Source organism: Embleya sp. NPDC025285 (assembly GCF_055558835.1).
The window spans coordinates 1-19,737 of record NZ_JBVHLU010000123.1 but is presented as its reverse complement, the minus strand read 5'-3'; the positions used below and the strand labels follow the sequence as shown (position 1 = coordinate 19,737).

Annotated in this window: 19 protein-coding genes and 4 pseudogenes; 10 read left to right on the top strand and 13 right to left on the bottom strand. The window is 70.4% G+C overall.

Annotated features, from left to right (window positions below; translation table 11 throughout):
• Positions 1–2 precede the first annotated feature (2 nt).
• From ACZ4FV_RS45205 to ACZ4FV_RS45190, 4 genes and pseudogenes are all read left to right on the top strand, one after another.
• The gene (locus ACZ4FV_RS45205; RefSeq protein ID WP_465326750.1) at positions 3–923 is read left to right on the top strand and encodes a universal stress protein; all 921 of its coding nucleotides are present in this window, start codon (positions 3–5) and stop codon (positions 921–923) included.
• 854 nt (positions 924–1,777) lie between these two features.
• Positions 1,778–2,080 (top strand): amino acid permease, encoded by a 303-nt coding sequence (locus ACZ4FV_RS45200; protein WP_465326748.1) that lies wholly within the window; start codon positions 1,778–1,780, stop codon positions 2,078–2,080.
• A 131-nt stretch (positions 2,081–2,211) separates the two neighbouring features.
• A pseudogene (locus tag ACZ4FV_RS45195) lies at positions 2,212–2,445 on the top strand (arginine deiminase family protein); the annotation flags it as partial.
• Between the two features lie 849 nt (positions 2,446–3,294).
• Positions 3,295–3,756: a hypothetical protein gene (locus tag ACZ4FV_RS45190; RefSeq protein WP_465326746.1), complete on the top strand. Its 462-nt coding sequence runs from the start codon at positions 3,295–3,297 to the stop codon at positions 3,754–3,756.
• A 168-nt stretch (positions 3,757–3,924) separates the two neighbouring features.
• Here ACZ4FV_RS45190 and ACZ4FV_RS45185 read toward each other — a convergent pair.
• The 6 genes and pseudogenes from ACZ4FV_RS45185 to ACZ4FV_RS45160 form a co-directional block, all read right to left on the bottom strand.
• A pseudogene (locus tag ACZ4FV_RS45185) lies at positions 3,925–5,117 on the bottom strand (IS110 family RNA-guided transposase).
• Positions 5,118–5,315: 198 nt separating this feature from the next.
• Positions 5,316–5,741, bottom strand: a pseudogene (locus ACZ4FV_RS45180) (transposase); the annotation flags it as partial.
• Between the two features lie 746 nt (positions 5,742–6,487).
• Complete coding sequence (locus tag ACZ4FV_RS45175) at positions 6,488–6,721, bottom strand: hypothetical protein (RefSeq protein ID WP_395874588.1); 234 nt, start codon at positions 6,719–6,721, stop codon at positions 6,488–6,490.
• Positions 6,722–7,095: 374 nt separating this feature from the next.
• Positions 7,096–8,250 (bottom strand): oxygenase MpaB family protein, encoded by a 1,155-nt coding sequence (locus tag ACZ4FV_RS45170; RefSeq protein WP_465326744.1) that lies wholly within the window; start codon positions 8,248–8,250, stop codon positions 7,096–7,098.
• 130 nt (positions 8,251–8,380) lie between these two features.
• Positions 8,381–8,770, bottom strand: coding sequence for a hypothetical protein (locus ACZ4FV_RS45165; protein ID WP_465326742.1), 390 nt, complete (start codon positions 8,768–8,770; stop codon positions 8,381–8,383).
• Positions 8,767–9,234, bottom strand: coding sequence for a hypothetical protein (locus tag ACZ4FV_RS45160; protein WP_465326740.1), 468 nt, complete (start codon positions 9,232–9,234; stop codon positions 8,767–8,769). Before ACZ4FV_RS45160 ends, ACZ4FV_RS45165 begins: the two co-directional genes overlap by 4 nt.
• A gap of 55 nt (positions 9,235–9,289) precedes the next feature.
• On the opposite strand from ACZ4FV_RS45160, the gene ACZ4FV_RS45155 reads away from it, so the two are divergent.
• Positions 9,290–10,168, top strand: a complete 879-nt coding sequence (locus ACZ4FV_RS45155) for an AAA family ATPase (RefSeq protein WP_465326738.1) — start codon at positions 9,290–9,292, stop codon at positions 10,166–10,168.
• Positions 10,169–10,234: 66 nt separating this feature from the next.
• On the opposite strand, the gene ACZ4FV_RS45150 is transcribed toward ACZ4FV_RS45155, so the two are convergent.
• The 3 genes from ACZ4FV_RS45150 to ACZ4FV_RS45140 form a co-directional block, all read right to left on the bottom strand.
• Positions 10,235–10,693 (bottom strand): hypothetical protein, encoded by a 459-nt coding sequence (locus tag ACZ4FV_RS45150; protein WP_465326736.1) that lies wholly within the window; start codon positions 10,691–10,693, stop codon positions 10,235–10,237.
• A complete protein-coding gene (locus tag ACZ4FV_RS45145) occupies positions 10,690–11,121 on the bottom strand; it encodes a hypothetical protein (RefSeq protein ID WP_465326734.1) in 432 nt (143 codons plus the stop codon). The genes ACZ4FV_RS45150 and ACZ4FV_RS45145 overlap by 4 nt, the downstream gene beginning before the upstream one ends.
• A 73-nt stretch (positions 11,122–11,194) precedes the next feature.
• The gene (locus tag ACZ4FV_RS45140; protein WP_402239182.1) at positions 11,195–11,410 is read right to left on the bottom strand and encodes a hypothetical protein; all 216 of its coding nucleotides are present in this window, start codon (positions 11,408–11,410) and stop codon (positions 11,195–11,197) included.
• Positions 11,411–11,468: 58 nt separating this feature from the next.
• On the opposite strand from ACZ4FV_RS45140, the gene ACZ4FV_RS45135 reads away from it, so the two are divergent.
• The 4 genes and pseudogenes from ACZ4FV_RS45135 to ACZ4FV_RS45120 all read left to right on the top strand — a co-directional run bounded on the left by ACZ4FV_RS45135 (position 11,469) and on the right by ACZ4FV_RS45120 (position 13,801).
• Entirely contained in the window at positions 11,469–11,732 is a 264-nt protein-coding gene (locus ACZ4FV_RS45135; protein ID WP_402239183.1) for a hypothetical protein, read from the top strand.
• Positions 11,729–12,094 carry a hypothetical protein gene (locus ACZ4FV_RS45130; RefSeq protein ID WP_465326732.1) on the top strand — a complete coding sequence of 122 codons (366 nt, stop codon included), beginning with the start codon at positions 11,729–11,731 and terminating at the stop codon, positions 12,092–12,094. The genes ACZ4FV_RS45135 and ACZ4FV_RS45130 overlap by 4 nt, the downstream gene beginning before the upstream one ends.
• A 197-nt stretch (positions 12,095–12,291) precedes the next feature.
• A pseudogene (locus ACZ4FV_RS45125) lies at positions 12,292–12,429 on the top strand (DUF6624 domain-containing protein); the annotation flags it as partial.
• 514 nt (positions 12,430–12,943) lie between these two features.
• A complete protein-coding gene (locus ACZ4FV_RS45120; protein WP_395870975.1) occupies positions 12,944–13,801 on the top strand; it encodes a S1 family peptidase in 858 nt (285 codons plus the stop codon).
• 775 nt (positions 13,802–14,576) lie between these two features.
• On the opposite strand, the gene ACZ4FV_RS45115 is transcribed toward ACZ4FV_RS45120, so the two are convergent.
• From ACZ4FV_RS45115 to ACZ4FV_RS45100, 4 genes are all read right to left on the bottom strand, one after another.
• A complete protein-coding gene (locus ACZ4FV_RS45115; protein ID WP_465326730.1) occupies positions 14,577–15,584 on the bottom strand; it encodes an outer membrane protein assembly factor BamB family protein in 1,008 nt (335 codons plus the stop codon).
• 1,253 nt (positions 15,585–16,837) lie between these two features.
• Positions 16,838–17,383, bottom strand: a complete 546-nt coding sequence (locus ACZ4FV_RS45110; protein WP_465326728.1) for a hypothetical protein — start codon at positions 17,381–17,383, stop codon at positions 16,838–16,840.
• Between the two features lie 471 nt (positions 17,384–17,854).
• Positions 17,855–18,439: a hypothetical protein gene (locus ACZ4FV_RS45105; RefSeq protein ID WP_395871009.1), complete on the bottom strand. Its 585-nt coding sequence runs from the start codon at positions 18,437–18,439 to the stop codon at positions 17,855–17,857.
• A gap of 159 nt (positions 18,440–18,598) precedes the next feature.
• Entirely contained in the window at positions 18,599–19,030 is a 432-nt protein-coding gene (locus ACZ4FV_RS45100) for an integrase core domain-containing protein (protein ID WP_465326726.1), read from the bottom strand.
• Positions 19,031–19,231: 201 nt separating this feature from the next.
• Here ACZ4FV_RS45100 and ACZ4FV_RS45095 point away from each other — a divergent pair, with 201 nt between their 5' ends.
• Entirely contained in the window at positions 19,232–19,438 is a 207-nt protein-coding gene (locus ACZ4FV_RS45095) for a hypothetical protein (protein WP_465326724.1), read from the top strand.
• Positions 19,439–19,737 lie beyond the last annotated feature (299 nt).

Below are 19,737 nucleotides of genomic sequence, written 5' to 3'. Positions count from 1 at the left end.
CCGTGAACCAGGCATCGACCTCCCCCACCGGATCGTCCTCCCCTGCGGCGCCGGCCCGTGGGCACGTCGTCGTCGGATACGACGGCTCGCCCGGCGCCGAACACGCCGTCGATCTGGCCGCCGACGAAGCCGCCCACCGCCACACCACCCTCGAGGTACTGCACGTACTGGAATGGGTCGAAGTCGCCGCCGCCGACGACCGCTTCGGTCAACAGCTGCGCGAGAACGCCCGCGCCATCGTCGACCGGGGCGCCGCCCGCGCCCGCGCCCGCCACCACGACCTCCCGGTGATCGCCGCAGTCGAACACGCGAACGCCATCGACGCGTTGGAGGCCGCGAGCGATCGCGCCGCACTGCTGGTGGTCGGCAGCCGAGGGTTGGGCGGTTTCACCGGCCTGTTGATGGGGTCGGTCAGCCTCCCCGTCGCGGCCGCGACCCGCTGCCCACTCCTGGTCGTCCACCCCGACCACGACACCGCCGCCGACCGCTCCCCGAAACCGATCGTGGTCGGCGTCTCCGGCGACGACTGCGCACCCGCCCTGGAGGCCGCGTTCGCCCTGGCCCACGCCCGGCGGTTGCCGCTGCGCGCCCTCCACGCGTGGCTGTACCCCGCCATGACGACCGCCGGGATCGGCTATGCCCCGGCCGTGTGGCTCATGGACGACTGGCGGGCCGCCGCGCGAACCACCCTGTCCGCCGTCCTCGAACCCCTGCGCGAGAAATATCCGGACGTCAGCGTCACCGAGGACGTCGTCCTCGACTCCCCCTCGCACGCCTTGGTCGCCGCGAGCGCCGGCGCCGAGATGGTCGTCCTCGCCGCGCACCGCAACACCGGGCGCTTCGGCCCCAACCTGGGCCGCGTCACCCACACCGCGCTCCACCACGCCAAGGCCCCGATCCTCCTCGTTCCGATCCACGCGTGACCCCGGGTGCATGGGGGACTTCCCTCCCCATGCGGTCGGTGTTGTGACGACCGGTCCGCCGCCCGACCTTGCCTGCCGCGGGTGGCGGACCGTTCGCGCGTCTCGCCGTCGATGTGAACGTTCGGGCATCGAGCCGGACGAACGGTCCGATCCCCGGCTTCGAGCCTCCCCGTTGTCGCGTCCGGAGCTCCGTATCGCGAACGCAGACGCAGGCGAAGCGACTTGTCCTGTGGCGGCCGACCCCCGGGGGCGATCTCGATGGCAACGGAGCCGTGAACGGAACGACGTGGTCGACGGTCCGTGCCGAAGCCGGAGTGCCCAGGCGTCCTCGGACCGCTTCGGCGACGTGACGGGCCCGGCGGGTGTCGAGTCGTGGGGAGGTGATCGTCATCGTCCTGTGGCCGTCGGATCGTCGATCAGCAGCGCGCGGGGGGTTCGTGGTCCCAATGACGCCGATCAGCAGGGCGTCGCCGCTATCGGTCCGGCGGACCTCGGCGCTCAACCGCGTCGGGTCCTCGCACCGTTCGGACCGCTCTCGCAAGTTCGGTCGGGGTGTATCTCCGCTCCGCGCGGATGACAGCTGTCCCGGCGTCGTAGGGGTGGCGCGCCGGTGCCGGCATGGCGTGGCTCGAAACGGCGTTTCTCGTCCGAGCCTGTGAGGTGTAGTGCCGTGCGCGGTGGCCGGGGGCCGAACGGCCCTGCAGACAGGGCCGGGTGGCCGTTCGGGTGGGGCCTGCCGGCTCTGATCACCAATCCCGTTCCGCCGAGAGGATCACTGGCGAAAGGGGTGGCGGGGTGGCCGTCCCGCATCGCGGGACTGGTCTGCGGTGCATCCGCCACGAGGAGGACCGGAAATGAGCCAGGAAACGATGCCGGCCGGCACAGCACCCGCGGATGTCCCGGTGCCTGGCGCGCGCAAGAGCAGCCCTCCCGGATCGCTTGGCCTGGCGCAGGCCACCGCGCTGGTGATCGGCGGAGTGATCGGAACCGGGATCTTCCTGCTGCCGGCCACGTTGGCCAAGTACGGCACCGTCTCGATTCTCGCGTTCGGCCTGGTGTCGGTCGGCGCGATCCTCATCGCGATGATCTTCGGCAGGCTCGGGGCCCGCATCCCGGCATCCGGTGGCCCCTACGCCTATGCCCGCGACGCCTGCTGATCCTCGACCGAGTTTTCGACGAGCGGGCGTAAGGCCTGCTCGCGGTCGACGAACTACGCGGTCTGTTCGAGGGTTTCGAAGCGGACACGCTGGTACGGCATCTGATCGGCGGGATCACCAAGCGCGAGGTCCTGGAGCACATCAAGCAACCCGACAGTCTCGCGTTCCACACCATGGATCTCGACGACTTCGTCGTCACGCCGGTGACGAACCACCTGTTCACGCGTGACACCTCGGCATGGGTGTACGACGGCGTCGCCATCAACGCGATGCAGATGCCGACCCGCCGCCGCGAGACGGTGCACTTCGAGGCGATCCACAACTACCACCCGATGTTCGCCAAGGGCGACCCCAACGTGTGGAACCCGGGGCAGTCCGCCTACCCCGCCACGATGGAGGGCGGCGACGTCCTGGTCATCGGCCGCTCCGGCATCTCACACCACTGCGCACCCGTCCGAAACATCCAGATCACGCCCTCGAACTGCTGCCGCAGCCACTCGGGATACGGACCATACAAGGCCGGAGCGTGATTCCACGACGGCCATACACCGCACCAACATGGACAGGTGTTCGTTCACGACGGTCGGTCGGGCCCCTCACGCGTCGCGATGGCACCCACGGCGCCCGTCGCTCCGTCCAGGCACAGGACATCGCCCGATGTAGCCGACAAAAAGCAGTCGGTCGGCAAGAGCGCGATGGCTGTCGAGGAAGAGGAAGCCGAATTTCGCCGGGACGGATTCCATCCGACTCGGAGTCAAGGTGATGGCCTCCCCCAACCCCCCGCGGCACGCCGATCTCGCAGACGAGACGCCTGGCGTCACGATCGACCAGTGAATCCGGGGCCTGGGTGACGGTGTGGAGCCCGTACGCCCCATACGCCGCGATGAGTTCGTTCCTTATCGACAACACGTGCAACCTTTCCTGGACGGCCACCGAGAGGCACCGACCTTGGACTCCAAGGCGAAACGCCGGCGAGCCGAGCCACGGAGATCTACCGACAACGCCAAGAGCTCCGAGGACGCCCCCGTCGACCGCAGCGCCGACCTGCGCCGGCCCACCGTGGGTGTTCTTCGCGGGTCTGAAGTGTCTGACTGTTAAACCGGTGACTGTGCAGGTGGTCAGCGCCCTTCGCCGACGATGAGGCCCGGGAGTGTCCAGGGCCACCTGCGCTGTACGGTCGGGCGAGTACCGCAGCCGTCGACACAGGAGCCGAGATGGGACCGGATCATGCTTCCGATTGGTTCTGGGAGGTCCTGGAAGCGACACGACCACGTCTGTCCGCCCTGGAGTTGTGGTTGGAGTCCCACTCGCGGGAGGTGCTTGAAGCGTTCGCGCTCGCATACGAGTCCGCGGCGGAATCGCTGGCCGACTTCTCGGAGGGTGTGAGCGTGGATGGGGACGTCTGGTCCGAAGACGGCACCGAGGATCTGTGCATGTGGGTGGTCCGGCAGGGCTACGGGCTGTGGAGTTCGGTGATTGTGGGAGAACTACGGCTGGAAGAAGTTGCTCGGATGTATCTGGGTCGTGCTCCGCTGCTTCCGGAAGGCGTGGCGCCGTGGGACGGGGATGTCTCGGACCCTGAGCACAGGGGCTACCAGTCTCCCGGGGCCATCGTCCACGGCGTCTACCGGACTCGATTCGCCGAGGAACTCCATGAACGGCTTGAGGGTATGTGAGGAGATTGCCCGGGCCGGGCGGATAACGCGGAGGGGGCTCCTGGCAGGTGCGGCGGTTGTCTAGCTACTTGCCCCTGAAAAGGGTTCGTCCAGGTGAAGGGCAGTGCCGTCGGACGACCGTGACGGATTCGCCTCGGCTTCGGTCTGTTTCACCTCCCAATGAGGTTGTCAAGCCGCAGCGATGACAGGGAGTTCGCGTTGATAGCACCGACTGTCACGGATCAGGGCCCACAGGACGTTGACGCGTCGTCGGGCCAGGGCGAGGACGGCCTGGGTGTGTCGCCTGCCTTCGGCGCGCTTGCGTTCGTAGTAGTCCGCGAGGCCTCGCAGTTGCGGATACCGATGAGCGCGGAGGTGTAGAAGACGCGTTGCAGGCCGCGATGGTAGCGCCGGGGTCGGTGGAGACTGCCGCTGACGTTGCCCGAGTCCCGGGGCACGGGGGTGACGCCGGCAAGGCCGGCCAACCGGTCGGAGCTGCCGTAGCGACTCATGTCGCCGGCGGTGGCGGCCAGGGTCTCCGCTCCCAGGAGCGGGCCGATACCGGGCATGCTGGAGATCACCTCGGCGAGTTCGTGTTCACGAAACCGGGCCTCGACGAGTTTGTCGATCTCGGCGATCTGCTCGTTGAGGACCATCACCTCCTTCGCCAGGGTGTGGATCACCTGCGCGATGATCTTCTCCCCGGTGACGGCGTTGTGCTGTCGATCGGCTGCTTCCAGGGCGGCCTCGGCCAGGGCTTCCGCGTTGCGGACCTTACGGTTGCGGAGCCGGGTGGTCAGCCGCTTTCGACCCGTGCGACGCAGAGCCGCCGGGGTCTGATAGCCGGTCAACAGGATCAAAGGGCGGCCCACGTTTCCCGGTTCGAGCGCGCGCTCCAACGTAGGGAGGATTGCCGAGAGTTGGCCGCGCAGGCGGTTGATCCAGCGGGTGCGGTCGGCGTTCAGGTCGGCCCGACGGTTGGTGAGGACCCGCAGTTCCAAGGCGTGCTCGTCGTCGGGTCGCAGCACCGCCAGGTCGCGGCGCATGCGGGCCTGGTCGACGATGACGGTCGCGTCCTTGGCGTCCGTCTTGCCGACGCCTCGATAGCCGGCCGACGCGCGGTTCACCGCCAGGCCGGGTATGTAGAGCAGGCGCCGATCGTGGTTGAGCAACACGTTGATCAGCAGGGCGGCCATGCCGTCGGCGACGTCGGCCGCCCACACGGCGTCCTCGTCGATGGCCAGGACGTCCGCGAGCAGGATCAACAGTTCGGGTTCGTCGTTCAGGACTCGTCGGGACAGCAGACGTCTGCCCTCGCTGTCCAGGACCACGCAGTGGTGATGGGACTTGCCGATGTCCACGCCCGCCCAGATCATGGGCACGGGTTCCTCCGGTTCGTCGGTGTGCGTTGTCCTCCCGAACGACCTCGCCGGCATGGTCCTACCGAGCGACACACCTCCCGGTGCTCGCAACTCCCAATCAGCGGCCGAGTCGTCGTGAGACACCGGACGGCCAGGTGAAGCGAGCCAACGAGGGCAACCGGCTGAAAGCCATACCCGGTGTCTCCGGGTCTCCAGACCTTACGACTGGCCTTGATCAACCCGCACAGCAACGTAGGACCGGCTGAGGATGGCCATCCGCTGGAGGTTGTAGGCGAAGATCCCGAGTCCGGCCGATGTGCCGGCGCCGGTCAGGCGCCGGAGACGGGTGCGGCGGAAGCCGAACGTGCGCTTGAGGTGCCTGATGCGGGCTTCGATGCCTACTCTCCAGTTCCGCCATTCGGCGGAAGGGCCGAGTTCGTTCGTGCTCGCGTCGTGCCTTTCCGGGGGTGCCGGTGCGTTGGAGGCCGATCGGCAGGACTCCGAGTTCGGTCATCGCGTGGTCGTTGGCGGCGGTGCCGAAACCGCGGTCGGCAACGACGGTGTCCGGCGGCCGGACGACCAGGGAGGCAACCGTTCGACCGAGGGCACGAGTTGCGGTGCGTCGGGCGGGTTCCTGCGGTCCACGCACTGGGGGGTGGAACACGTGACCACCGCCGCCGGACTGCCCGCCGTCCGTGAATCCCTCCACCTCGCCCTCGCCGACGACCCGCGCGCGTCGCGGGCCCTCGTCGACCTCGCCGAGGCGGCCGTGGAGCACTACGCGCTCAACTATGCGCGCCACCCACCGCACATCCTCTTCGGCGAACTCCACCGCGTGCGCGTCATGTTGGCACCCGTGCTCGAACATGCCGTCGGCGGTGGAGACGACGTCGCGACGGCGGGTCTGCGGTCGGTCGCGGCCCGGCTCACGGCGCTGTTGGGCAACCTCGCGTTCCACCTGGGCGACCACACCGGCGTCCAGGCCCACCTGGCCGCCGCCGCGCTGCTGGGCGACCGCCGCGGCGCAGACGACCTGCGGGCGTGGACGTTCGGTGCGGCGTCCATGGTCGCCCGCGCCGACCGTCGCCACGACGCCGCGCTCGTGCATGTCCAGCGCGGCCTCGCCCTCGCGGCCACACCGCTACGGCGCGCAACTGTCGTCCTGGGCACTCGCGCCGTCCCTGGCCGCGCTCGGTCGCGCCGAGGACGCCCGACGGGCCCTCGCCGACGCCGACGACGCCCTGGACGCGTGCCCGGCGCAGGCCCGGGGTCGGTTCGGGTTCGACCGTGCCGAGCATCTCCTGCACGCCGCCGAGACCCACATCGCCCTCGGACAGGGCGACCGGGCGGGCGAGCACGCCCGCGAATCCGTTGCGGCCGCCGCGTATGCGTCACCGGGCTGGGCGGCGGCCACCGCCGTCCCGGCCCTCGCCGAAGCCCCCGCCGCGCCCGGCGACGCCGCCGCTCACGCCCACGACCTCCTCGACCACGTCCCCACGCAACACCTGCGCGCCACCACCCGCGAACCCCGCGACCGCCTGGTCCTGGGACTGCCCCGGGACGTGCTCACCGACGACGAACTCCGCGAACGTTTGGTGGCGTTGCCCCGGGCCATGGACACCCACGGACAACCACCCACGCCGTGGGCCCACCACACCAAGGCGACGTCGAGCAGAAGATACCCGGCGAGCCGGTACAGCTCCCGTGTCCCAGTCTCGACGGCGCTCGCCGTGCAGTCGATCACTCGCCCTCGCACAGCGGGTCCACGTCGCCCCGCCGATGTGCGCACAGCCCGCGAACACCGGCCCGCACCACACCGACCGCCCGACCAACCACTCCCCGGGCGTGGGACAAGGTGGTCAACACGATCGCACGCACCCGCGGGCGCAGTGGACGGGCGAACGTCCGGGCGCTCCGCGAGGGTCGGCGCGGCATTGCGAGCGGCTTCGGCGAGGGCGAGCTGCGCACCCCGGTGGGGCCGGGGTGCGCCTGTGTCGGGTCAGCGGTTGTCGTGGAGTTCCTGGTGCATTTGGGGTTGGTCGTCCGTGTCGTGGGTGAGGGCGTACCTTTCGACGTCGTTGAATGCCTTGGAGGCGACGCCGATGATGTCGGTGTAGGGGTTGACGCCGACGGTCTTTTTCGCGGTCGCGCCGAACAGTCCGCCGGCCGTGTGGCTGACGAGGCCGTGGCCGGCGGCGAGGGGCGTGCCCGCGATGTCGAGGGGGCTCTTGGGGATGCCGGCCATGTCGGCGTATTTGTCGGTGAGCGCGACGCGGGTCAGCGCGATGTACGCGTCGCTGATCCCGGGGCCGAGGAGTCGCCGGTAGAAGTCGAGGGCCTGGGCCGTCATGAACAGCCCGTCGTCGGTCTTCTTCCACTCGTCGTCCCGCACGTGGTTCCACAGGCGTTCGAGTTCGTCCGGGTCCTTGGGCAGAAGCCACTTCTCCTGGGTGCCGAGATAGTGGTCGACGTAGTGCCAGGCACCGGCGAACCCGCGCTGGTCGTCCTTGGACACGTGCAGGCCCAGGCGCGCCATTCCCTGGAGAATCTGGGTGCTGAAGACACAGGAGGCGCCGGTGGTGTACTTCTGGGAGACCGGCTCGCCCCACTTCTCGTAGTCCCACTCCCCGCTCTTCTTGTGCAGTTGCCGCACCGAGGCGTGGACCAGGCGGACCTTGGTCACGGTGGCGGCGAGAGTGCCGTCGCGCAGGGCGTCCTTCCTGCCCATGTCGAGGAACAGGCGTGAGGACTGCGACAGTCGCCGGCCGGGACCTTCCACGCCGCCGAGTCGGCCGGTGGAGCGGAGAGTGAAGGCGCCGGTGGGTGAGAGGTAGGTGCCGATGAGGCCGACGGTGCCCTGGAGCATGGATGCTTCGCCGTGATGGTGGTCGAAGAAGCCTTCCGCCGCCTTGACGTCCGCCTCGCTCCAGCCGGGCGGTGGTGCCTGGGCCTCGCGTAGGAACCGGGCGAGGCGCTCGGGCAGTCGGGACAGATCCTGGTCGGGTCCCAGCGTGTTGATGGTGCGGAAGAGGTGGTTGACCCCGTCGACCTCCCGGTTGTCGATCAGATCGGACACCAACGCGTCCGCGGCCGGGTCGCCGACCCGGTTCGCGGTCTCCAACTCGGTCGCGATGTTCGCCGTCGTCAAAGTCACAGCACAACTCCATCCTCGTCGGGGGCGGCCTCGGGTTCGTCCCAGCAAGGGCGGCGGCGACGGTGCGCCGCGGGACGGCGCGGCGTCGAACGACACTGGTCATGCCGGAAAGGGGCGAGATCGCCGTCCGTCATCCTGTCCAAGCCGACTCGGACTTACATTGCCTCGATCGAGGGACGCGGTGGTACGCCGGGCGCACTCCGCGGCCCTCCCGACCGACCCGCCCGGCCGGGCGTACGCTCACCGGCGACGACGGGACTCCACCTGATGAAGGCCATGGCCCCCACTTCGGCGACCCACCACGCTTCTCGATCTCGGACTCGGCCGGAGTGCGGCCGAGCAGCGCGCGGGCGTCGTCGGCGTCGACGAGCGCGAACAGCTCGTCGCGGACCCCGCACAGCCGCTGCGGTGCCCACCCGCCGGCGCGCACGACGGCGGCGGCCTCGGCGTTCGCGCCCACGGCCGCGCACGCGGCACGCGAGCGCCCGAACTCCTCCTCGTAGGCGTCGAGTACGCTCACGCGTTCGGCGGTGAGCGGCAGCACGAAATCGCCGACGACTGCGCCCCGACCGACGCCGACGCCGAACCGGGCGACGTAGACGACGCGGCGCCGCTTTCCGGGTCCACCACCAGTTCGTCGTCGGCGTCCGTGTAGCGGCTGGTCGGCGGGCACGAATCGCATCCCGGCGGTCCGGTCGCGGACGGCGAGGCGGCCGTTGAACGGTCGGTCGGGGCGGGCGGGATGTCGAGGCGGTGACGCATGCCGAGCACCCGGTGTCCCTCGCGGCGCAGCGCGTCGGCCGGGTCGTCGTCGGTGTCGGCCACGACCGTGTACGCGTGGTCCGGCTGTCCTGGGAGACACGGGCGCGGGATGTCGAGCACGCGCACCACCGTTCCGGGCTCCCACGCGATGCGTCTCGCGGTGCCCCGGCCCTTCACGAACACCGCGCCGGTGACGACGGTGGTGCCGCCGAGGAACCTCACCCGCGCCTGCGACGGAAGCGGAGACCGACACGAATGCACCCGGCAGGATGGGCCCGTGCCGAAGAACCCCCCGGAATCGATGCAGCACCACCTGCGCCGGCGTCTGAACCGACATGCTCGCGCAGGCCGGCCCCACGTGGACGCCATCGCGGTCCGCTTTCGCGCAGGATTCGCCTACGTGGCAGCCGAGTTGCCCGGTGGGGAGAGTCTGCCGCTGTGCCGCCTGCGCTTCACCGGTGTGCTGCATACCTGGGGCTTCGCCCTCTATCTGGCCGGCAACGACAGCTACCGGGACAACATCCTGCCCAGCGGACTGCCGGTCGGCTCCCCGGAGGAAGCCCTCGACTGCGCAGGCGACCTCTATCTCAACACTCTCGCGTCGGCCATCCGGGTGCCGGCAGGACTTGTCGTCCTCGTCGGCCCGCCGGCCTCGGGCAAGACCAGCTTCGTTCGGGCGCTGATCGAGAGCGGGCAGATCGACGCGGAAGCCGTGGTGTCCAGCGACGGGATCCGCGCGGAGCTTTTCGGCACCTCACCCGCACAAGCGGAATCCGACGCGGCGGACGCACGGATCTTCGAGGAACGTGACCGCAGGATCGTTGCCAGGCTCGCCATCGGACGCAGCGCAGTCGCCGAGTCGACGAACGTCACCCCGCAGGCACGCGCACGACTCATCGCCATCGCCAGGCGCTTCAACGCCCCGGTGACCATGCTGCGATTCAACCCGGAGGTCACCGACCTCCTCCAGCAGTACACCGAGCGAGGCCGAACCGACCTCACCCCCGCAGACGTCCACGCCTACGCCGCGGCCATGGCCCGAGACGCCAGTGCCGACCAGCTCCGCTCCGAGGGCGCAACCACCGTTCACGATGTCCCCGGACGTCGCCAAGCGACCACGCCTGCCGAAGCCGCCGTGCACTTCTCCTTCGCCTGACACACCCGAGGTGTCCAGACCCGCCTTTCGGCACCTCTCCACGAGCTTCTGCGGAGCAGCCCTAGGCTAGGACCCATTCCTGCGGGGCGGGGCCCCGCAGGCCACCAGGTGGTCCAGCGCCCGCCCGGGCGTCCCGACTTCGGCGGCGGCCGGTGGGGCCGGCTCGTCGTCGATAACGAGGCCGGCCGGGTCCTCGACGGCGGCGGGCGGCGGGACCAGGCGAGCGAGCGAGCGCAGGCCGGCCAGGGCGCGCAGCGCGGCGGTGGCCGCGGTCGCCTCGCGGTGCGCGACGCGCAGTTGCTCGCCGGTCCGGCCCAGGCCACGCAGATCGGCGGCCAGGCCGCCGTCGCGCCAATCCGCGACACGTCCGCCCGGGACGCGAACCGCCGGTGGACCCGCGCCCGGGCCGGGTATCGACTCCAAACGCTGGTTGTCGACTCCGGTCCAGCCGCGCCGGTCCGGCTGCGGCAATGCCCCCGGATGCCACCGCAGGCCGCCCGGCGCCGTTCCCGCGCCTGCGGTCAACCATGGGACTTGGCGAACGCCTCGTTCACGCATCGCACGGCCCGCGCCAACTCGACCGCATCGACCGGCCACACGGGGTCCTCGGCGGCGTCCGGGTCCGTCACGGCCACGATCCGCCTGGCCACGTCCACCTCGGCCGCGACCCGATCGGCGAACCGCCCGACCACGGCGGTGACCTCGGGGCTCGCGCCGGTGGACGAAATCCCGTACCACTCCCCCGGATCCCAGACCACCAGGACCTCGCCCAGATGCACGCCGCACCCGGGCAGGCTGTCCTCCGTTCCGCCGCAGGCCGCCACCCAACCGAGCAGCGGCGCGCCGTCGTCACCGATGGGGCCGCCGCACGGGTGGCTGGACGCGGCGCCGAGCGGGCACCGCCGGCCACCGGGGGGCTTGTCCTTGTCCTGGTGGTGGTTGTTCGTCGTCATGCGTCCCACCTTCGCCGCCTCGACCGGCCGGCCGCCAGTGACCGCCTCGGGCCGCAGGCGGTTTCGGCCACGGCTACGCGGGTTCGACGACGGGGATCCGGTCCGACCTCAACAGCGGGACCTGGGTGGTGTCGAAGCCGTACCAGCCCCTTCCGTAGGCGAGCGAGAGCCGGGGATAGTCCTCGACCCAGGCGGCGAGTTCCTCCCGCTCCTCGTCGTCGACACCGTACGGCGCGGCGGTCAACGCCACCGACCGACCGCCCCTCGTCCAGGCGCTGACGTGGTCCATCCACCGCCACCGCTCACGCGCTAGTCGCCGGTACCTGCATATAGCTATGCTGGTGGGCATGGGTAAGCAGACGAACATCCGGCTGGACGAGGCCGTCAAGGCCGCCGCCGAGGAGCGGGCGAAGCGCCGTGGGCTGAGCCTGCAGGGATACGTGGCCGATCTGATCGAGCAGGACGTGAACGAGTCGCGCGCCGCGTTCATGGCCGGCGCCGCGACGTTCCTGGCGGCGTACGCCGACCGGTTCGAGGCGGAGTTCGGCGAGGATCGCTACCCGGGCCTTGCGGCGGAGTCGGCGCGGACCGCGCCGCGGGACGCCGCGTGAACCTGCGGATCGACCTCGCCTGGATCCTGGCCGTCGCCCAGCAGATCCCCGGGGACCCCCAGGTCGTCGACTACGGCGTGCCGATGGCGGCCGACGCACGCCACCGCGCGGAGGTCCTCGACCACGAGGTCTACCCCGAGCCCCACCACAAAGCCGCCGCGCTCCTGTGCGAACTCGCCCGGAACCCGAGCCTGGAGACGAGGAACCTGCTGTTCGCTGCCACCGTCACCGCGGCCTACCTCGCCGCGTGCGGTCTCCCGGTGAGCCCCGGCCTGGACACCGTCCTCCCCCTGGCCCACGCGGCACGCGAAGGCCTCCCGGTGCGGGAGGTCGCCACTCAACTCAAAACCTGGACGAGTTGACCCACCGGGTTCCGCCCTCGAATGCCGTCCACGGCGGGTCCTGTTCGCTCGCAACGCGCGGGTGGCGCATGCCGCTGCCTGGGCTGGTCACTCATCGACCGTCCCGCAGTGTGCCTCGGCGCGGTGCCTCGGCGCGCAGGCGGGCGAGCTCGGTACCCATGTCCCGGATCTCGAGCGGGTGGTGCAAGGACACCAACGGCACGCAGATCGCCGGCGTGAAGGACGGCTCGCCGACCCCGTGGCCCTGCGAGGAGCCCGAGCGCATGGACGAGCGCCGTACAGAAGTGGGAATCCCACCGTTCGCCGAATACATCGCTCAGTTCTCCATCGCCTGAGTCATCCCAGCATCCGGCGGATCACGCTCAGCCTGATCCGCCGGAAAGACCCTACTGTGAGGGGCGATACGGTCGGCCCGCCGAACCCCCGGCACACGAACGGGGCACCAACCATCGGCGCGGGTCACAGCGGGGCACCCCCGGCCGAGACGCGCGACACGGGCGCGCTGCGGCCCTGATTCCCACGCACTGGGAGAACGCGGGACGTCGGCCGAGCACGGCGCTCGCGCCCCGCTCGCGGCGAGCTCCGCCTCGATTGATCTCGCCGGAGATCGTCGGGATGGCGAAGGTGGGGGACCCGGTGCCGAACGCGGAATCGAACCGGTCGATGGCCTTGAGTACCGCGGTCACCGGCCTGTCCGGAATCTATCCGAGGATGACATCGAAGCGACTGTTTCCAGTGGAGCGCCGCGCCGAGGATGAACCGCACGGGCCCGGACGCGGAAGACGTTCGGCCCGGGTACGGCCGCCGCACCCTCGCGCGGCCGACCCTGCCTCCACGAAAGGTCTCTACATGCGCGCATCCGCCTCGCGTTCCACCGCCGACACCGGCCCCGTCCCGCGCCGCCGGCGCGGACTGGTCGCCAAGGCGATCGCGGCCACCGGAGCGGCACTCGTGCTCGGCTCCACGGCGTTCGCCGGCAGTGCCGGCGCGATCGTCAACGGGCGGGACTCGACCGAGAGTTACCCGTTCATGGCCTACGTCCCGATGACGGCCGGGGGCGTGGACGCCGGGTGCGGGGCCACCCTGATCGATCGGCAATGGGTCCTCACCGCGGCGCACTGTGTCGACCGTGATCTGCCCATCGAACTGGCCGGGACGGTACGGATCGGCAGCGAGAACCGCACACAGGGCGGCACCGTACGCGGCATCGACAGGATCGTAATGCACCCCGGCTACTCGCAGCCGGCCGACGACGGTGGTTACAACGTGAACGACCTCGCGTTGATCCGCCTGGACCGGCCGGTCAAGGAGAAGCCGATCAAACTCGCCAAGCAGGCCGGGCCGGTGGGCACGCCGACTCGGCTCCTGGGCTTCGGCACCATCGTCGACCCGGACAGGCTCGAGGACGCGGTCTTCCCCAACCGGCTCCAGGAGTTGGACACCCGTCTGGGCACCAGCGCCGAGTGCAACGGCCGCACCGACGCCACCCGCCTGTGCACGGTCAGCCGCAAGCTCAACGCCATGGCCTGCTTCGGCGACTCCGGCGGCCCGCAGATCCAAAAGAACCGCGCCGGCCGGTGGGAGCTGATCGGCACCACCTCGGGCGACGGCGACGGCAAACCCGGCTGCGCGACGGGCCCGGGCCTGTACACCAACGACACCGCGTACAAGAACTGGATCCACAAGACGATCCACGACCGGACGTAAGACCGAGGCGCCGCGACCCCGGCACGGGGCGGTCCACGCCGGGCGCGGGTGTGGTGCAGGTTCGAAACCGCCCCACCGTCCGGAGTCGCAGTCCCGTCCGAGTCGACGATCGAAGGCCGTTTCCGGGCCGGAGGTGGTTTGCCATCAGGTCCGTGTGGGCCTCGGTCGTCCGCCCCGCACACAGCAGCCGAAAACCCGGAAGCACCGGCTGCCCGCCGGGGTCGTCGCGGGAGCAGGCCGGGCACAGGTTCACCTCGTGTGACCGTGCCCGGCCGTTCACGTTCGTCGGACACAAGGCATCGCGGATCGGCGCCGGGGGGCGGCGCCCTCGAGTACGCGGAAAGGGAGGGAAGCGCGCACGATGACGACGGCCGACCCTCGCAAGCGTCCCGAACACCGACGCCCGGCCTGCCGGCCCGGCACCGGTGGGAGCTTCGTCCGTGCTGTGGAGTCTCAACGCCCGTGGCAAGAGCCGGTCTTCTGACCAGCGACTTCTTCGCTGTCTCCCGGCGATGACACGCCGATTCAGTCTCAGAGTCGTGGCATATCCTCAGCCGCTTCGCACATCCGGCGAGCTGCGCCCTCCGACCTGCGGTGTTCTTCGACTCGGCGAGATCGTCACCCCGCCGAGCCCGTCCGGGTGCACATCGACCTGCACACGCGGGACCGGAAAGGCGAGGCCGTCCAGCCCAGGCCGGGTTCGCTCCCGAACCGCAGCGGACGGCCCGCACCGGTAACGTCCCTACTCACACCGCCACTTCGAAACCGTGGCACGTCAGCCCACGCGGGTCCGGAAGACGAACACCCGGGTACCGGTGACCACCAGGGCATGGTGCGCGCCCAGCGGCAGTGGCTCTTCGTCGACGTCCAGGTCGCGGGCCATGACCTGCTTGCTGCGCACGTCGAGGGCGATCGCGGTACGAGCCCGGGTCCGTCCGTACAGGACGCCGCCGACGATGCTGTACGGGGTGAACGCGACCTCGTCGTCGTCCTGTTGCCACAGGGTCCGGCCCGATGCCGGTTCCCAGGCGGTGCTTCGTGCACCGTCCGTATCGGCACCTTCGCCGCCCAGGACCACCACGCTGCCCGTCGCGTCGGTGACCAGGACGGAGGACGACTTCGGGGAGGGGCCTGCGGCGGTCAGCGCACCGGTGACCGGGTCGTACAGGCCCACGAGTCGGCCGGAAGGGTGCTTCATCCATGCGATGACCAGCTTGCCGTTCACGGTACCGATGACATCGGGCGCGTAGGTGGAGCGAAGGTCTCGCGGGTCGGTGTTCGCAGGTGTCTCCACCCTGTCGGTGTCCCATCGCCGCGCGCCCGTCGAGGCGTCGAACGCGACGAGCCTGCGGTGTCGTTCCAGGGTGTCGTCCTTGACGTCCTCGAACTTGAAAATCGTGCCCTCGACCAGGATCGGGCTCTCGCCCGCGCCGACGACGACGGCCGTGCGCCCCCTGGTGGAAAAGGAGCAGTCGTCGCCCGGCTCGCAGGTGAAAACGCGGCCGGGGCCCGTGTCGTCGGCGCGCCGCACCTTGACGGAGGTGTTCCTCACGCCGGTGGGTTCGATGATCCAGCCGTCCTGGACCCGTGCCTCGCCCCCACCGGGAAGCTCCACCGCGCCGATCCGCTCGCCGCGTTCGTCCCAGGCCTGGACGGTTCGGAAGGAAGTCTCCTTGGTGAGGCCGTCGGAGGGGACGATCCGCTCTCCGCGCACGACGATCGCCGGCTTGCCCAGCCAGGTCTCACCCGTGACGACGCCGTCCAAGGTCAAGGTCTTGCGCACGTTCCCTGTGGTGATGTCGCGCAACTCGACGGCAACGCCCCCGCCGCTTCCGGGATCCGATGGGCCCGGTGTGTCGCCGGGAACACGCCTGGAGCGTGCGAAGACGACCACGGTTCCGGACCCCAGGGCGAACATCGGCGGACTCGGCCGAGCCGCGTCCTCGTCGGCGAGTTCCGTGGACCACAAGGGCTTCGCCTCGAGACCCGGCAGCGTCGGCCCCTGGTAGGCGGATTCGGTATGCGCCTCCGAACGATCGGGCCAGGCGGCTCCGGGCCCGCGCCCGGAAGAGGAGGTGCAGGCGGACGATATCGCGACCAGTGCGGTGCCGAGCACCGCCGCAGTGACCGTTCGAACGACGTAACCGCGCATCAGTCCCCCGGAATTCGATCTTTCTCGTCCGTGCCGAACGATGGATCGTGGCACCGAACGAGCCAAGCGACGACCGGTCCGTGAACCGCACCAACGCGCAGAATCGGTTCCACTTCCGGGGATACCGACCGGGTTCGGATGTAGGCGTGTTCGGGCCGTCGGGGGACTTGGTCGACAGCGTCGTCACCCCGAGCGTCTTCGGCGATCAGGCATGCGTTGGCCCCGACTGATTCGGCGGCGCGCTCGATGTCGCAGAGGCATGGCGTGCGTAGGTCTTTGGCGTGTGGCTGCGAGACGAGGACTCGTCAGTCACAGCGGGAGATTCCGCTCGCGCCGTTCATGGTAGGCGCGCAGAAGTACCGACTGTCGGTGGCGACGTTGCTGACCCAGTGGCCGACGCATCCGGCAGCGGCTGTGCGGCCGTGATGCCGGCAATACGTAAATGCGGTGAATCGAAGGGCCCGTTGACGTAGGAGACCCGGAAGTTCGGCTGGAGGGACGCGTAGTCGTTGCTGTCGAGGATCCGGGCCTCGGGAATGTCGTGACAAACCTCGGCAAGCATGGCATCGCGCTTGGCGGCGACGGCCGATTGTGGGACGGCCGCAAGATGGGCGATCCATCGTCCCCTCGGATACGACGACGCGGGGTCGGGTCGGGCGGGGCCGGGTCGGTCGAGAAGGCGCTTGCGGGTGGCGCGGACGTCGTGCCCGTGGCGGTCGGAGTCCCGAGCGCGTGCGAACGCGGTGATCGCGGCGGCGCGCCGGCAAGCTCCGCTGAGGCCGCCACGCTGGTCACTCCGAGACCAAGTGGGCGACGAACGCCTCGATCGCACAGGCCGGTTCGTCCGAGTCGGTGTGTGGGAAGCACGTACGCAGTGGGCCGCGTCAGGGCCGGCTCGGGCGCGGCCGGACGGGTCCGGGGCCGGGCCGTGTTGCTTCGCGCTGCTCGACGAGGAGGGTGTTGAGTGCGGTCCGCAGAATTGCCGTGTCGACGTCGAGCAGAATCGGCAGCTTCACGGGCGGCAGCGGGCCGGCGGCGCCGGCGCGTTCGACCAGCACGTAGCTTTGCGGTGCCCGCCCCGCGGCGATCCTGGTCCGGAACTCGGCCACGTCCTCCCACGCCACGACGCGCCGCCCGCGGACCGCGATGCCGTCGGCGTCGACCCGCAGCCGCACGCGCGGCACGACCAGCCAGACGATCCACACGACGACGGGCACCAGCAGCACCGCCATAACCGGGACGAGCACCTTCGGCGTGTCCGGATTCGGACTCGCGAACGACCCCGCCATCGCCGCGAGCAACGGCACCGTACAGCCGGCAATGGCCGCGAGCGCCTTCGTGGAGGTCCGCGCTTCGAACGCGCCGTAGCGCCGAACGCCGTCGACGACGCGACGCATTGCTTGCCATTCGTCCAGCGGGCTGCGCTCCATGCGGCCACGCTAGCGGCACCCTCAGATCTCCCCTCGTCGGTCCCCGCTCGCCCGCCCCCTTGGTCGCCGACGCCACCTGCTCCTTGAAGCGTTCGATCATCCGGTCCGCAACGCCGAGCCCGACGCACTCGATTCCCTCGCCGTCGACCTCGACAGGGTGCAGCGCCACGGCCGACAGCGGTTCGTTGCGCCCGACACCGTCTCCACCGTCGACCGCCTCCGCCTACGGTGCGCCCGTCTGCTCATCGACGGACACTGCATCGTCGACCCCCAGGCGCGCACCCCGACCATGACGCCGAACGGCACGACGCGGGTCCGCGCGCTGGAACAGGGGGAACTGGCACGTTCGTACGCGACGCGGGCAGCCTCTCGGCCGGGCCGGGGTCGATCTCGAACACCGACCGCCCTCCGGTCGTTCAAGGCGCGCAGGGGCTCGCGTTGCAACCCATGCGTCCTCGGCACGCCGCCGCGTCACCAGGCGCGGGCCACCCGCAGCAGGATCACGTCGTAGTACGAGTAGGTGTTGACGTCGTCCATGACGATGAGCTCTACGATGAACTCCGGCCGCCGCCACAGGGCCGTGCGGTCGCTCTGTTCATCGGGCTCCTCCTTGTCCGGCTCGCCCAGCTCGGCGGCCACGAGGGCGCGGAGTCGGACGTACTCCGCTTCGAAGGCTTCGCGGCGGGCGTCGGGGAACCGGACCCATTCGGAGGTGTAGTCGCCGTCGAGCTCGTCCTCCTCGTCCTCCTCGTCCTCGTCCACCTCTTGGCCGGACGGCGGCCAGAAGAGCGCACACGCAAGCCGCACCCCGACGATCTCCGGCCGGCCGGAGTCATCTGCGGCCTCCAACTCCAGCCGGTAGCCGATCCCGTCATCGGAACCGGTGATGACATGCGGGGCACAGGCCCCGCCGAACCAGTCGAGCACCTCGCCGGGCCGCATCCAGCCGTAGTCGACGAAGCGCTGCTCCACGGCGGCCCGCTCCCACGGAGATTCGGCCAGGCGGAGCATACGTTCGACCCACGTTTGGTTGATCTCCAGAGTCTTCAGCGCCATGCGCGGACGTTAGCGATACGCCCTGACCGCCACAAGGCCGGGCACCCCGCACGCGCCGGCTCTGCTCGTCATCGCCGTGCTGGTCCGCTTCACCACGGGCGGCCCGGGGCTGTTCGGGCAGACCCACAGCGGGCTGCACGGCCGCGAGTTCCACATCCATCACCGGCTGGGCCGGCGGAAGGGTACTCGTTGAGCAGCCCTCCGAGGACTTGGCGACGGCATATCCGGTCGAGCCGTGCCGGGAACGCGAGCACGTTCGGGTCGTCGTCGGGGGGCACGCAGGTGCAGTCCGTCGCCTTGGTGGCTGCGTCCGGTGGTGCAGTGCTCGACGTACGCGGCGCGGACCGTGCGCAGGTGGTGTTCGCCGGTGACGAGAAGCAGGTCGGTGCATTCGCGTCGGACGGAGGCGATCCAGCGTTCCGCGAATGCGTTCATGCGCGGCGCCTGCGGCGCGGTGGGCACGATCTCGATTCCGATCGACGCGAATACGGCGTCGAAGACGGCGGTGAACTTCCCGTCCCGGTCCCGGATCAGGTACGCGAACCCGTGGCCGGCGTCTTCGAGCTCGGCGGCGAGGTTGCGATCGCCCACAGGATCGAGGACGTCGTCGGGAACCGGTCCGCCTGGAGCCGGGCGGCCCGGGTACGGGTGTACCTGGTGGCGGGCCGGCCTGGGCCCTGGACGCGCGCCCGAGGTGCACGCGCCGGTGAACGGGCCGGTACTGCTCAACGTGCCCGTCCACATCCCCCTCCTCCCGTCCTCCGGTATCCGAGCGGGCGACACCGTCCATCTGTGGTGGGGGGGTCGATCGAGGTGCGCCACACCGTCCTCGCCCGAGAGGGCCAGGACCGGCGCGTCACCGTGAACGCGGGACTGGTCACCGTCCTCGCCGCCGGCGGCGGCGGCCTCCAGGTCTCCTACGGGATACGCGACAGCGCCGGGGCCGGCGCCGGCCACTCCCCCGAATCACCCGTACACGTCAGCCTCCTGGGACTGTGACGCAACCGGCCTCCGGCCGCGGCCCCGTCCCGACCGAGTGGCCTCCCGCCGTCCGCCGACCCGAATCGGCGTCGGCACGACCGGGCCCCGCGGCCGAAGAGGAGCCCCACCTCCCGGCCCGACACGTTCGCGGCGGCCGACACTTATCAGGGCCGGCGGCGGGCGCGCCGAGAGGCGGTGCGTCCGTCGTCGGCCCCGCAGGGTGGTGTCGTGGCCCTGCTTCAGGCGGTGATGACCTTGCGGTCGGGGGTGCCGGCGCCGATGGGGATCTTGCGGGGCTTGGCGCGCTCCGCGATGGG

Coding starts and splice junctions, on each gene's coding strand:
- ACZ4FV_RS45200 (WP_465326748.1), top strand. CDS start 1,778: ATGAGCCAGGAAACGATGCCGGCCGGCACAGCACCCGCGGATGTCCCG.
- ACZ4FV_RS45145 (WP_465326734.1), bottom strand. CDS start 11,121: ATGACGACGAACAACCACCACCAGGACAAGGACAAGCCCCCCGGTGGC.
- ACZ4FV_RS45140 (WP_402239182.1), bottom strand. CDS start 11,410: ATGGACCACGTCAGCGCCTGGACGAGGGGCGGTCGGTCGGTGGCGTTG.
- ACZ4FV_RS45120 (WP_395870975.1), top strand. CDS start 12,944: ATGCGCGCATCCGCCTCGCGTTCCACCGCCGACACCGGCCCCGTCCCG.
- ACZ4FV_RS45105 (WP_395871009.1), bottom strand. CDS start 18,439: ATGGCGCTGAAGACTCTGGAGATCAACCAAACGTGGGTCGAACGTATG.
- ACZ4FV_RS45190 (WP_465326746.1), top strand. CDS start 3,295: ATGGGACCGGATCATGCTTCCGATTGGTTCTGGGAGGTCCTGGAAGCG.
- ACZ4FV_RS45110 (WP_465326728.1), bottom strand. CDS start 17,383: ATGGAGCGCAGCCCGCTGGACGAATGGCAAGCAATGCGTCGCGTCGTC.
- ACZ4FV_RS45135 (WP_402239183.1), top strand. CDS start 11,469: ATGGGTAAGCAGACGAACATCCGGCTGGACGAGGCCGTCAAGGCCGCC.